Origin of the sequence: Thalassospira lucentensis (assembly GCF_050516545.1) — a bacterium.
Taxonomy (GTDB): Bacteria; Pseudomonadota; Alphaproteobacteria; order Rhodospirillales; family Thalassospiraceae; genus Thalassospira; species Thalassospira lucentensis_C.
In genome coordinates this window covers 4,031,218-4,044,666 of sequence record NZ_CP191544.1, presented here as the reverse complement: position 1 = coordinate 4,044,666, position 13,449 = coordinate 4,031,218, and the positions used below count along the sequence as shown (strand labels likewise).

Here is a 13,449-nt window from a genome sequence, read left to right as displayed (position 1 = left end):
TTTTGCATTTTATCGTGCCAGAACTTAGTGGCGGAAATGACGCATGCCGGTAAAGACCATGGCAATGTCATGTTCGTCAGCCGCAGCGATGACTTCTTCATCACGCATCGAACCACCCGGCTGGATAACAGCCGTTGCACCGGCCTGAACTGCGGCCAGAAGACCATCAGCAAACGGGAAGAATGCATCAGATGAAACCACCGAACCCTTGGTGCGAAGTTCATATTCACCGGCATTTTTGCTAGCTTCTTCTGCTTTCCACGCTGCAATGCGCGAGCTGTCGACACGGCTCATCTGCCCGGCACCAACGCCAACGGTTTTGCCGTCTTTGACATAAACAATGGCATTTGATTTGACGTGCTTGCCAACGCGGAAGGCAAACAGAAGGTCATCAAGCTCGCTATCCGTCGGGGTGCGCTTGGTCACGACTTTAAGTTCGTCGCGTTTCACACGGCCTGCATCGCGGTTCTGCAGAAGATACCCACCCGCAAGGGAACGAAGCGTCATGTCTTCGCCTTCTGGGTCCGCCATGCCGCCAGTCACCAGCAAACGCAGGTTTTTCTTAGCCGACAGAACTTCCTTGGCCGCGTCATCCGCATCCGGGCAAATCACGACTTCGGCAAACAGCTTGGCGATTTCTTCGGCAGTTGCCTTATCAAGCGTACGGTTGACCGCAATGATGCCGCCAAATGCCGAAACCGGATCACATGAAAGCGCCTTGTGATAGGCTTCAATCAAAGTTGCACCTTCGGCTACACCACACGGGTTGGCGTGTTTGATGATGGCAACAGCCGGTTTTTCGTCAAACTCGGATACCAATTCAAACGCAGCATCGGTGTCATTCAGGTTATTGAATGAAAGTTCCTTACCCTGAAGCTGGGTTGCGGTTGAAACACCCGGACGGTTTTTACCGTTGGTGTAAAACGCAGCCTGCTGGTGGGGGTTTTCACCATAACGAAGGGTCTGTTTCAGTTCGGCAGAAACATTAAGACGCTGCGGGAAGGTTTCACCAAGTTCACCGGCAAACCAGCTTGAAATGGCCGAGTCATAAGCACCCGTGCGGGCAAAAGCCTTAGCAGCCAGAACGCGGCGGGTATCAACCGTGGTGGCACCGGCATTGTCTTTCATCTCGGCAACCACGCGGTCATAGTCGCCTGGATCAACAACGACGGTCACCGATTCATGGTTTTTCGCCGCAGAGCGGATCATGCTTGGCCCGCCAATATCGATATTCTCGATGCAGGTGCCAAAATCGGCACCCTTGGCAACGGTTTCTTCGAACGGATAAAGGTTCACCGCAACCAGATCGATCGGGGCAATATCGTTATCTTCCATTGCCTGCATATGGCTTGCAAGGGGACGACGGCCCAAAAGGCCACCGTGAATTTTTGGATGAAGCGTTTTAACACGGCCATCCATGATTTCAGGAAAACCGGTGTGATCGGCAACTTCCTTAACCGGGATACCTGCGGCTTCAATCGCCTTGGCAGAACCACCGGTGGACAGGATTTCAACACCCTGTTCGTGAAGAGATTTGGCAAATTCGACCAAGCCGGTCTTGTCAGAAACGGAAATAAGCGCGCGCGCAATACGAGCAGTCATTGGGTTCGCTTTCATGCATCAATGTGATGAAGGTTGCGGACCCATTGATGATATATCGGCCCACATAATACAGTTTGCACATGGCTGCTCGTGCATGTGCAATTGATAGTGTTGCGGGCATGACCGGCCGTTAACGGGATCAGAATGCCTTTATTCCAATCCGGGCCGACACATGATCAATGAGTCCGAACCATGGTTGTTTCGCGCGGAGCTTTACCATGTGCAGCGCAAAAAGTGGACCCCGAATTCTTGCATGGCGGGTTTTAGCAATCCGGTCATCTAGGGTCCGAAGCCATACCCAAAACGGGGCCGCCGTTGGATCACCCCAAAGACCGCCCCGTCAAAATGATGCCAACCCTCAGATCAGGCGACGTTTTTCTTGATCCCCAAAACATCAAGTGCCTGTTTCAGAGATGCGGTTTCACGGTCGGCATACAGGATAAGTTCATCTCGCACCGTTGCCCCCAAACACTGTTCAAACACGTCCTGATTTGAGTGTTCCTGATAGTTTTTCTGAGCATCTCCGCCAAGATTTGACTGGAAAATCCCCGCAGCACTGACCGGTAGGAAGTCTTCGTAAATGATCGGATCAGCGCGCAGATATCCCCGATCAATCAGATCATTCACTGAAGTACCAACGTTTTCAGTGCTTGCTGCATTTAACCCGGCTTCGGTCACGCTATAGTGGAAAAATGCCAGTTTTTCGACGCGAAGGGTTTCATAGTCATCGGGAAATGCCGCAAAGCGTTCAGACAATTCGACTTCATAATTACGCGCATTCGATCCACCGGCATTGATCTGCACCGCCTGGCGGGTTGCAGACAAAAGCGTGTCATAAAGCTTGCGCCCTTCGGCGGTTAAGGCGATCCCGCGTTGCTCAATCTCGCCAAAACGAGCGGTATGGGTGCCAGCCGTCCCTTTGGGACTGCCTCCAACGAAATAAACCTGTTCTTCAAGTGCCTTGAAACTGGTTTGACGCAGCAAGATCGGACAGTTACGCGCAGGTGGGCCTTCGACAATTGCCTTGGGCGAAATGCCACGTTCGGGCATTGCATGCTGAACCGCATCAATATCCAAGGTGCGCGGCGTTAAATGATTGATATGTGGTCCTTTGAAACAGACCACATCTGCAATCAAACGATGCGCCTCGCAAAGTGTTTGATAGGTTTCCAGCGATACTGTTGCGTCACTGTGCCAACGGAATGTTTCAAGCGCCTCAGTCACAAACTGTTCAGCCTGAACGCGGGTAAGACCACCATTCTTTTCGGTCAGATAGATCAGCTTGATGGCGTCAGCAGTAAAGATATCGCGCTTTGCCAAAATCTCTTTTGCCGTGGCCCGAAGGTTTTCATCTTCGATCAGTTCAAGGCGCAAAAGCGAGGTAAAGACACGAAACGGATTGCGGCGCAGTGCCGCGTCATCAATCGGGCGAAATGCTGTTGAATGCACCGGCACCCCCGCAACCGAAAGGTCATAATACCCCACCGGATGCATGCCCATCACCGCAAACAAACGGCGCATATTAAACAGTTCTTCTGGCGTGCCCAAACGGATCGCACCATGGCGTTCCAGATCAATCCGGTCCATCTCATCATTGCGCACCAACCCATCACGTAAAACCGGATCACCCGCAAGCTTTTGCGCATTGATGTCCGATACCAGTTCCATCAGGGTTCCATATTGCGGCACTTCTGCGCGGTACATGTCCGACATTGCACTGGAAAACATTGAACGGATTTCATCCGCATGGACAAAAGCGTCTGCCGACATGGTTGGCCTCCAAAAAACGGAATTGAGGTGGGGTTTCTAATGACCCTGCCATCAAGGTCATTCCCATTTGTCATTCTGATCGCAAAATATTGCTCATAAATGGCGATGACAAACGACAAATCCGCACAAATTCATTCCATCAAAGAATGAACTTCCACGGTCTAACAAGGTAATGTTCTGGAGGGCGTGGTTTCGAAACCAATCGCGAGTTTAAGCCGAACGGCCTGCTGCCTTATCCAAAGCATCAACCGGTGCATTTTGTGACACGCTATCGGTGTCTTTGGCGAAAATCGATTTCACACCGATTTCTGGTGGCTGGAATTCCGGCACCAACTGGCTTATGAGTTCTAGCGTTTTGTGGGTATTCCGGCTGGTTGCACTGTCTTCAAGGGCGTCAAACACCTTTTGGATCAACGCGTAATCAACAACCCGCGGGGCCGCCAACATCACACCATCCGTATCGGTGGGCGCGGGCGGTTCAGAATCATGGAACAGCTCTTCATACAGCTTCTCCCCCGGCCGCAATCCGGTGACTTTGATCTCGACATCCTTACCCGGCTGCAACCCGGAAAGCAGGATCATCTGACGGGCCAGATCAATAATTTTAACCGGCCGCCCCATATCAAGAACAAAGATCTTCCCGCCATCGGTCACACCATGACGGCCAAGTTCGGCTGATTGCAAAACAAGCTCCACCGCCTCGGCAATGGTCATGAAATAACGGGTGATGCCTTCATGGGTGACAGTCAGCGGCCCACCCGCTTCAAGTTGGCGCTTAAACAACGGCACGACCGATCCGGTCGATCCCAACACATTGCCAAATCGAACCGTAACAAACCGCGTTGACCCGCGTTGATCGGCAGGCAAGGTCTCAAGCGCCTGACAATAACATTCCGCCAAACGTTTCGATGCACCCATGACATTGGCCGGATTTACTGCCTTATCCGTCGAAATCAAAACCATCGTGCCCACACCGGCGGCACGGCAGGCCTCGGCGACATTACGGGTGCCCAGCGTGTTGGTCAGGATGCCTTCGTTGGGATTATGTTCGACCAACGGTACATGTTTATAGGCCGCAGCGTGGAAAACGATTTCGGGCGAGATTTCTTCAAAGACCTTCGCAATACGGGTGCGATCACGGACATCACCCAGAATGCTTTCGCGCGGTAAATCAGGATATTTTTCCGCCATCTCCATATCGATGGCATAGAGATTATATTCCCCGGCATCGACCAATGTCACACTGGCCGGACCATAAGATGCAATCTGGCGCACCAGTTCTGACCCGATGGAGCCACCTGCCCCTGTGATCAAAACCCTCTTACCACCAATCATTTCACGCACGCGGTCGCGATCAAGGCGGGCTTGTGGGCGCCCCAGCAAATCTTCAATCGCCACCGGGCGAATTTGCAGCGGATCGGCAAGGCCTTCGCGCAGATCACCCAGCTTCGGCAACCGGGCCAGCGTCATGCCATAACGATCGGCAATCTCGACCCATTTGGCATTGTCTTCATGGCGCAGGGCATCGCCGGTCAGAACCAGTCGGCGCGGCAGGCCATGCCGGCTCATTTCGAGTTTTTTGATGACGTCTTCAAGCTTATCGACCGTGGCAAGAACATCCACGCCGTGCATATTGCGGCCAACCCGCCCGTCGGTGAGCGACACAATCCCGACGACTTTAAACGGTGTATCGGCTGAACGTTCGGTCTCGCGGATGAAGGCTTCAGCTTCGTCCCCGGCCCCAATCAACAACACACTGAGACGCGTTGTGCCCTGACGCACAAGCGCACGTGCGGTCGATTTATCCTTAGCAATACGGTATGTCAGGCGCGATCCACCCAACAATGCCATCAACAGGAACCACTGAATAATCGGTGCCGAACGCGGCATCCAGTCAAGGCGGGTTGTCAAAAACAGCACAACAAACAGAACGGCGACCGCTACAGAAACAGCTTTGGCAATACGGGTTAAATCATTCAGTGACGCATAGCGCCAAATGCCGCGATACAGGCCGAAATACCAGAATGAAACGGCGGCAATCAGGGTAAAGATGCCCGACGAAAACAGAATGTTCTCCATCGCATAAAAGCGCACGCCATCGCCAACCCGCAAATAAAGTGCGAGTGGGAAGGAAATTGCCGCCATGAAGATATCATGGACAAAGGCGATATGGCTTCGCTGTAAAATGCGCGACATGCGGTCCCTAGCGGCAGTTTTCTATGTTTATTTATAAAGGATATACCCGCTGGTGATCAGACGGATAAGGCTTTCTTTTCGCGCCCACCTGAAAACAAGTCAAGCAATCGACGCAATCCTTAACAATGCTTATGCGTCCGGCACACTCTTAACGGGCATGCGCACCATCATGCCAATCAGGCCAAGAACAACAAACAGGGCGGCAAAAACACGCAGGCCATCGGGTGTGTCATTTTGCGCAAAACAAACCCCGATCAGAATAAGGTTACTCACCCCGATCATCGTCGAGACCTTGGCATGCGACAGGCCGCGCTGGGTCGCCTGCTGATAAAAATGTTCGCGGTGCGCCTGCCAAATCTTTTCCCGACGAAGGGCGCGCTTGATCAGCGTATAAGTCGCATCAAACAAATAATAAGACGGCAGGATCAGCGCGATCGCCCATGCCCCATTTGATGCAATATCAAGCAATACCCAACCTAGAATAAAGCCAAGCGGGATCGATCCAACATCGCCAAGAAACAGTTTTGCCGGATGCCAATTCCAGATCAAAAAGCCGATCATGATTGCGGTTATGCCAAGCCCGATATATCCAGCCCCGACGAATTCTGTCACTGGCACCAAAAGGGCAAGAATGAAAACACCAAGCCCGATTGATCCGGCCTCAATGCCCGAAATGCCATCAATCCCATCCATGAAATTAAACAGATTGATAAACCAGACCCAGGCAAACACCACCAACACATGATCCAACCAAATCGGCACAGCCCCGCCCAAAACCGGTTTATCAAGGGCAAACACCCCAATGATCACCGCAATGAACTGAAGCGCAAACCGCATGGCTGCCGACAAGTCATGGCGATCATCAAACCAGCTTAACAAACCAAGCCCAGCAGCCGCGGCGAGCATCAGCCAATGGCTGATTGCGCTGACCCCGGTATGGATAAAGACCACCGCGACCAGAACGATCAAAAGCGGCGTTACAGCAAGCCCACCGCCACGTGGGGTTGGCACCGCATGGCTGGAACGATGGTTTGGCATATCAAGGATCGCCTTGCGCCGCAGATAGTTCAGCACCCCCCATGTCAGCAACATCGAGCTAATCAGAAAAATGCTGGAAAAGGTCGCAAGTCCGGCGAAAGTCATCGTTTGGGTTGTCCTTGTCCGTGTCCCGGTCAAAATCGTCTGTCTGGATTAGCCGTGCCGGGTTTTCATCGCAAGGCTTTTCACCCCAATGGTTTGTCAATCAGATGGGAAACACCCTGCAGAACAAGGCAGCCATGCTGCATGAACAGACGCTTGGTGCTTTACACTTTGCTATCGCGGCCTTAACTACACGTCATACCATAAAACCGGAGATATCCCTTTGACAGAACGTCGTTCCCGTCCGCCACAGCGCAATGCCTCCCGCCATCAGGCGGTTGAGGCACCCGATCCACGCATGCTTGCACTGAAAACGTTGCAGGAATTGCGGGGCGGCGAAGTAACGCTGGACGAACTTCTGTCAAAACATGGATTTGGCCTGCCATCGCTTGATCGCAATTTCCTGCGTCATTTGCTGGGCACCACGTTACGCCATTTGGGCGAAATTGATGCGGTTCTCGCCCCGCGTTATCAACCACCACAAGACCGCGTTGCCGCCCGCCTGACCAACATCATGCGTCTTGGTGTCGCACAATTGTTCTTTATGGACACATCTGATTACGGTGCGGTTGATAGTACAGTCAACCTGACCCGCGATGCCGGACTTCATAAATATGTGAAACTGGTGAATGCGGTTCTGCGTGGACTGCAACGCGACGGGTTTGAATGGCCCGAAGGCGTTGAAGACTGGCAGCTTAACATCCCCGCATGGCTGCGTGGATCTTGGAAAAAGGCCTATGGTGCCGAGGTTGCACAGGAAATTGCCGAGGCAAGCCTTGGCCACGCCATGCTGGATTTATCCATCAAGGATCGCAACCAGTCCGCCGATTGGGCAGAGAAAATGGATGGCCTTGTTCTGCCAACCGGATCGGTCCGCCTTGAAAGCGGTCGTCGTATCCGTGATTTGCCGGGCTATAAAGATGGTCATTGGTGGGTTCAGGATGCGGCTGCGGCCATTCCGGCCACGCTTTTCTCTGCCTATAAAGACAAAACCATTTACGATCTGTGTGCGGCTCCGGGTGGCAAGACCATGCAGTTGGCATCCCTTGGCGCAAGTGCCATTGCGGTTGATAAATCCGAAGGCCGTTTAAAGCGCGTTTATGAAAATCTTGAACGGGTTGAACTCGGTGCAGCAGTTGTGATCGGTGATGCCACCGATCTGGCACCAGACACCCCCCGTGCCGACGCGGTTCTTTTGGATGCACCTTGTTCGGCCACCGGCACCATTCGCCGCCACCCTGATATTCTTTTGCGCCAAAACGACAAATTGATGCGCTCGCTTCTGCCAATCCAGACCAAGCTGCTTAATCAGGCGGACAAACTTCTAAATGTTGGCGGTGAACTGATCTATTGCACCTGTTCACTGCAACCCGAAGAAGGCGAGCATCAGGTAAAATCGTTCTTGGCCGACCATCCCAATTATGAACGCAAAGCCATCACCGCAGATGAGCTTGGCGGCTGGGATGAAGCGATCAATGAAGCAGGCGAATTGCGCGTTTTGCCAATCCATATGGCCGAATTTGGCGGCATGGACGGCTTTTTCTGCGCCCGGCTTGTCAAAAAGTCCTGATTTCGAGTCACCATACCTGTTTTCCATGCACACAAGGCTGCCATGACGTCCCATTCGGGTGACAGGGCAGCCGATTTGGGTTATGAGAAGGCCGAATTTCCCATATCCCGCAGTGTTTCAGGACCGATGAGATGACCACCTCGAACATTAAAATCGCACCTTCGATCCTTTCGGCCGATTTCGCCCAGCTTGGCGTTGATGTCCGCGCCGTTGACGCAGCCGGCGCAGATTACATCCACATTGATGTGATGGATGGCCATTTCGTGCCAAACATTACCATTGGCCCGGACGTGGTAAAGGCACTTCGCCCGCACAGCGACAAGGTGTTTGACGTGCATCTCATGATCGCACCGGTCGATCCATATATCGAAGCATTCGCTAATGCCGGTTCTGACATCATCACCATCCACGCAGAAGCGGGCCCGCACCTGCACCGCTCATTGCAGTTGATCAAGTCGCTGGGCAAAAAGGCTGGTGTATCGCTGAACCCGTCGACCCCGGAAAATATCATCGAGTATGTCATGGACATGGTTGATCTGGTTCTGGTCATGACCGTTAATCCCGGCTTTGGTGGTCAGAAATTCATTCCAAGCCAATTAGAAAAGATCAAACGCATCCGCAAAATGATTGATGCAACCGGCCGCGATATAGACCTTGAAGTCGATGGTGGCGTGAACCCGGAAATCGCCCCGCAAGTGATTGAAGCAGGCGCAAATGTTTTGGTTGCCGGGTCAGCCACATTCAAAGGCGGCCCGTCAGAATACGCCAACAATATCAAGGCAATTCGCGGCGCATAATCCCCGCATACAGCAATGCCGATCTTAATGCGGCCCGAAACCCAACAGGTGGTTTCGGGCCGTAATGATTTTTATCCGCATTTAAGAATAAGCTTTAAGGGTTTGATAAATTTTTTCTATCACCCCATTAGGTATGCATACTTGACCTAATTTGCGATATCGCAAATAGATGCCTGTATGAACGAAAGCTTTATTGGAAAAAAATCATCGGCGGCTGGCGGATGGGGCGCGCTTAAAAGTTGCGGCAAGCAGCTTTTGCAAAGCGGGAATCCATTGTCCGGTGCACGCGCGATGCTTAAGGCAAATCAACCCAATGGGTTTGATTGCCCCGGCTGTGCATGGGGCGATCCCGCGCATGGATCTTCCTTTGAATTTTGCGAAAACGGCGTCAAAGCCGTTTCGTGGGAAGCAACAGAAAAACGTGCGACCCCGGCCTTTTTCGAAAAACATACCGTTTCTGAACTAAGCCGACTTTCCGATTACGAGTTGGAATTAAACGGACGTCTGACCCACCCGATGCGCTATGACGCACAAAGCGACAAATACCTTCCTGTCGCGTGGGAAGATGCCTTTGCCGAAATCGGCGATATTCTTAAAAGCCTGGATTCCCCGGATCAGGCCGAATTTTACACATCCGGTCGGGCCAGCAATGAAGCAGCCTACCTTTATCAGTTGTTTGTGCGTCTTTATGGCACCAACAATTTCCCCGATTGTTCGAACATGTGCCATGAGGCAAGTGGTGTCGGCCTGCGTCAGGCAATTGGCGTTGGCAAAGGCACGGTCTTGCTGGAAGATTTCGAAAAGGCCGATGCCATTTTCGTGCTTGGGCAGAACCCCGGCACCAATCATCCGCGTATGCTGGGCGACCTTCGCCGGGCATCCATTCGCGGGGCAAATATCGTTGTCTTTAATCCGGTCCGTGAACGCGGTCTGGAAAAGTTTTCTGACCCGCAGGCCAAACTTGAAATGCTGCATGGCGGATCAACCGATATCGCAAGCCACTATTACCAACCCTTATTGGGCGGTGACATGGCCGCTGTGCGCGGTATGAGCAAGGCAGTCTTTGCCGCCGAAGATGCCGCCATCGCATCAAACAGCCCACCCGTGCTTGATCATGATTTCCTGAGCGAACATTGCGCCGATTTTGTTAATTATCGTGCCGCTGTCGATGCAACAAGTTGGGATGAAATCGAAGATCAATCTGGGTTATCACGCCACGACATCGAACAGGCCGCACAGGTTTACATATCGGCCGAACGGGTAATTTGCACATGGGCAATGGGCATTACCCAGCATCTGCATTCTGTTGCGACCATCCGCGAAATTTCCAATTTCATGTTCCTGCGCGGCAATATCGGCAAACCCGGTGCCGGATTGTGCCCGGTGCGCGGACATTCCAACGTTCAGGGCGACCGCACGGTTGGCATTAATGAACAACCATCGGATGCCTTCCTTGATGCGTTGGAACAAGAGTTTGGATTCACTGCACCGCGCAAACACGGCCACAATGTTCTGGGCGCGATTGGCGCGATGCTTGATGGCAGTGCCAAGGCATTCATTGGCCTTGGTGGCAATTTTGCCCGCGCAACGCCGGACAGCGCACTTGTTGCCAAGGCGCTTAAGAACCTGAAACTGACAGTAAATATCGCAACCAAGCCCAACCATTCGCATCTTATGCCAGGCGAGGTCAGCTTTATTCTGCCCTGCCTTGGCCGGACCGAAATTGATCTGAATTCCCAAGGTCAATCGCAGGTCGTCAGTGTCGAAGATTCCATGAGCATGGTTCACGGGTCCGCCGGGATCAATCGCCCGGCATCGCCGCATCTTTTATCCGAAGTCGGCATCATCGCCGGTATTGCCGAGGCAACTGTTGGCACCCAAACCGTGTCATGGGCGGCCCTTGCCGATGATTATGAACGCATCCGCAGCCATATCGAGGCAACCGTTCCCGGCTTTAATGACTATAACACCCGTCTGCGCACACCGCGCGGGTTCCATCTGCGCAACACGGCATCTCATCGGGAATGGAATACCCCATCGGGCAAGGCCAATTTCTTTGCCGGGGCCCTGCCATCCCAAACCGTGCATCAAAAGGCCCGTACCGCGCAAACCAGCTTCGCGCTTCAGACATTCCGTTCACACGATCAGTACAACACGACGGTTTATGGCCTTGATGATCGCTATCGCGGAGTTTACGGCGAACGAAATGTCATTTTCATTCACCCGGACGATCTTGCTGCCCTTGGTGCGAAATCCGGTGATCGGGTGAATGTTGTTGGTGAATATCACGACAATGTTGAACGGATTGCAGCCGATTTCCGGTTCGTTTCATACGACATTCCGCGTGGCAGTGTTGCGGGCTATTACCCCGAACTCAATGTGTTGGTTCCGCTTGGCAGTTCCGGGGATCAAAGCGACACACCAACATCAAAATCCGTCATGGTGTCATTTCACACAGGCACGGCGGCGTGACCCGAACAGCACCCGAAACCCCGCCCGATAGCGAACAGTTCATGAATCTGGTTGCGCGCCTTTGTGCTATGCAACCGGAACTCACCCCGATACAGGCGGGCATCATCATCGCGGCCCAACACGATATTGCCCGCGACAGCCGGACCTTTGCCCGCCTTCTCGGCCTTGCCCATGCGCTTGTCCTGCGCGAACTTAATGCGCTTTTACAATTAGGTGATGTTCTCGAATTGATAAAGCGCGACGAACGGACATTGCGCACCTACTACGAACCGAGCGAAAGCGTGGAAAAGTATGGTGATATCTTGCGAGACGGTTTGGCGACCTAAGATGATGTACTCAAGTGCTGTTGAATATGTCGTGGCCATGGTTGATCTGATGCTGGTGATAACCATGAACCTTGCCTTCTTGTTATTGCAACATCTTATCAACCCAAGATATGCCAATGCCCCCCTATATTTATTGCTCGGTAAAACCTAACAAATTTATGCCTACGCTCTTCTTCCGGGAACTGGAAAATTGCTACGTTATTTGGGCTAATTTTCGACAGTCGGGAAGTACCTATCATGACTAAGATCAACTCAGCACACATCAACAGATCCTGCCTTAAGACGGAGACAAAATCTGTTACTAACACTCGTGGCAAAGGACTTACTTTGTGCTGCACTTCAATAACGGGAGGTCGAACAGTACCGTCAGATTGAACAGAGAAATCATCAACTACTACTACCTGCCCGTCTTTCCGGTGCTCACAGGCATTTCTGTAATCCCGTAACCGCCTAAGATAATTTAGGATATCATCCCAACTAGTTTCCAAATCTGTCTCTAATTCAAGATGACGACGAGCCGCCTTATCAATATCTTCAATTTTTGGATTCTTGGTGGAGGGATCAATCCACTCCGACTTGCAGATTCCCAACAATGCCTCTCGCACCTTGTCGGCCTGCAATATCACACTCAAAACTCGGCTCTCCAACCCCGGACAGGACGGGATGTGAACCGAACGGACCGACGTGAACTCCTCGGTACCCAAATTGATTTTACTACTAACTTCATCAGAAATCTGTGAAGCCAACTTATCAAGATCAAGCATCTTCTTTGTTAGGTCGACGCATCGATCAAATATTAAAGCTGTGCTATCTGAGACCGTGGCGTTTTGCTGATCGAACAACTCTTTTGCCGTCAATAAAATAGTCGCAACAATATCGTTGTTACTACCCTCATCCAAAACGGATTGGCTTACGTTTGGAATGGATATGTTCGTGCGGTCTGGATCGATTTCATCTGCTAGTCGTACTCTATGAACCGAGCTTGCCCTTAGCACATACAAGCCATCACTAGTTGACAACATGCCTACTATCTCAGAGCTATCATCCCCTCCGACTCTAATGGTGGCTGCAGAATTTCTAAGTTTATCGATTGGTCTGTCTCTTTTCATACCAACACACGGAAGCTCTGATTTAAATTGGTTAGTTGCACAACTTTGATAAACAAACCTTTTCTAATGAATTCATTAGGTAGTTTTCTATGTGCTGACATCGAGCAGTAAACCTAGAAATCGATACAACGACCCTTGTTTTCCCAATCACCAAAGCGGGTTGGTTCCGGGCCTTTGGGGCCGCCGATTTCGCGGGCCTTGGCCGCTTCTTTGAACGCCTTGGCTTCTGCTAGTGCGTTGATGGCATCTTGCGAAAGTTGTGGTGTGGCATCCGCACCGGCGATCTCGCCTGTTGTGTCATCCCTGGCCGTGTCGGCCTTTGGTTCGGCCTTTTCTTTTGGCACCTGATGAATGACGGTCTCGCGGAACTTTCCGGCCATTCGAATTCTCCTGCTTTGGGCGTATCGCCCCGTAATTTCACATTTGCCAAAGAAATAGCGTCCAAAACGCCGATGGGCAAGCTTTGG

10 protein-coding genes are annotated in these 13,449 nt (G+C 52.0%); 4 read left to right on the top strand and 6 right to left on the bottom strand.

The window, feature by feature from the left end; all coding sequences use genetic code 11:
* Window positions 1-24 precede the first annotated feature (24 nt).
* From purH to ACQ0MK_RS18560, 4 genes are all read right to left on the bottom strand, one after another.
* Window positions 25-1,602: a bifunctional phosphoribosylaminoimidazolecarboxamide formyltransferase/IMP cyclohydrolase gene (gene purH / locus ACQ0MK_RS18575; RefSeq protein WP_430473871.1), complete on the bottom strand. Its 1,578-nt coding sequence runs from the start codon at window positions 1,600-1,602 to the stop codon at window positions 25-27.
* Window positions 1,603-1,965: 363 nt separating this feature from the next.
* Window positions 1,966-3,372: a 2-oxoadipate dioxygenase/decarboxylase HglS gene (gene hglS, locus ACQ0MK_RS18570; protein WP_430473870.1), complete on the bottom strand. Its 1,407-nt coding sequence runs from the start codon at window positions 3,370-3,372 to the stop codon at window positions 1,966-1,968.
* A gap of 210 nt (window positions 3,373-3,582) precedes the next feature.
* Window positions 3,583-5,568: a polysaccharide biosynthesis protein gene (locus ACQ0MK_RS18565; protein WP_430473869.1), complete on the bottom strand. Its 1,986-nt coding sequence runs from the start codon at window positions 5,566-5,568 to the stop codon at window positions 3,583-3,585.
* Between the two features lie 129 nt (window positions 5,569-5,697).
* Window positions 5,698-6,711, bottom strand: coding sequence for an MraY family glycosyltransferase (locus ACQ0MK_RS18560; RefSeq protein WP_430473868.1), 1,014 nt, complete (start codon window positions 6,709-6,711; stop codon window positions 5,698-5,700).
* A 220-nt stretch (window positions 6,712-6,931) separates the two neighbouring features.
* Between ACQ0MK_RS18560 and ACQ0MK_RS18555 the strand changes: the two genes are divergently transcribed.
* The 4 genes from ACQ0MK_RS18555 (at window position 6,932) to ACQ0MK_RS18540 (ending at window position 11,873) form a co-directional block, all read left to right on the top strand.
* Window positions 6,932-8,278 carry an RsmB/NOP family class I SAM-dependent RNA methyltransferase gene (locus ACQ0MK_RS18555; RefSeq protein WP_430473867.1) on the top strand — a complete coding sequence of 449 codons (1,347 nt, stop codon included), beginning with the start codon at window positions 6,932-6,934 and terminating at the stop codon, window positions 8,276-8,278.
* Between the two features lie 131 nt (window positions 8,279-8,409).
* Window positions 8,410-9,075, top strand: coding sequence for a ribulose-phosphate 3-epimerase (gene rpe / locus ACQ0MK_RS18550; protein ID WP_430473866.1), 666 nt, complete (start codon window positions 8,410-8,412; stop codon window positions 9,073-9,075).
* 177 nt (window positions 9,076-9,252) lie between these two features.
* On the top strand, window positions 9,253-11,547 hold the full coding sequence (locus ACQ0MK_RS18545) for an FdhF/YdeP family oxidoreductase (protein ID WP_430473865.1): 2,295 nt from the start codon (window positions 9,253-9,255) through the stop codon (window positions 11,545-11,547).
* A complete protein-coding gene (locus tag ACQ0MK_RS18540; protein ID WP_430473864.1) occupies window positions 11,544-11,873 on the top strand; it encodes a hypothetical protein in 330 nt (109 codons plus the stop codon). Before ACQ0MK_RS18545 ends, ACQ0MK_RS18540 begins: the two co-directional genes overlap by 4 nt.
* Window positions 11,874-11,971: 98 nt before the next feature.
* Here ACQ0MK_RS18540 and ACQ0MK_RS18535 read toward each other — a convergent pair whose 3' ends face one another.
* Complete coding sequence (locus ACQ0MK_RS18535) at window positions 11,972-12,895, bottom strand: hypothetical protein (protein WP_430473863.1); 924 nt, start codon at window positions 12,893-12,895, stop codon at window positions 11,972-11,974.
* A gap of 200 nt (window positions 12,896-13,095) precedes the next feature.
* Window positions 13,096-13,362, bottom strand: a complete 267-nt coding sequence (locus ACQ0MK_RS18530; protein WP_430473862.1) for a DUF1674 domain-containing protein — start codon at window positions 13,360-13,362, stop codon at window positions 13,096-13,098.
* Window positions 13,363-13,449 lie beyond the last annotated feature (87 nt).

What these genes read in the sequence shown, in the direction of transcription:
- purH (WP_430473871.1), bottom strand. Translation starts at nt 1,602, where the DNA reads ATGACTGCTCGTATTGCGCGCGCGCTTATTTCCGTTTCTGACAAGACC.
- hglS (WP_430473870.1), bottom strand. Translation starts at nt 3,372, where the DNA reads ATGTCGGCAGACGCTTTTGTCCATGCGGATGAAATCCGTTCAATGTTT.
- ACQ0MK_RS18565 (WP_430473869.1), bottom strand. Translation starts at nt 5,568, where the DNA reads ATGTCGCGCATTTTACAGCGAAGCCATATCGCCTTTGTCCATGATATC.
- ACQ0MK_RS18560 (WP_430473868.1), bottom strand. Translation starts at nt 6,711, where the DNA reads ATGACTTTCGCCGGACTTGCGACCTTTTCCAGCATTTTTCTGATTAGC.
- rpe (WP_430473866.1), top strand. Translation starts at nt 8,410, where the DNA reads ATGACCACCTCGAACATTAAAATCGCACCTTCGATCCTTTCGGCCGAT.
- ACQ0MK_RS18545 (WP_430473865.1), top strand. Translation starts at nt 9,253, where the DNA reads ATGAACGAAAGCTTTATTGGAAAAAAATCATCGGCGGCTGGCGGATGG.
- ACQ0MK_RS18535 (WP_430473863.1), bottom strand. Translation starts at nt 12,895, where the DNA reads ATGTTGTCAACTAGTGATGGCTTGTATGTGCTAAGGGCAAGCTCGGTT.
- ACQ0MK_RS18530 (WP_430473862.1), bottom strand. Translation starts at nt 13,362, where the DNA reads ATGGCCGGAAAGTTCCGCGAGACCGTCATTCATCAGGTGCCAAAAGAA.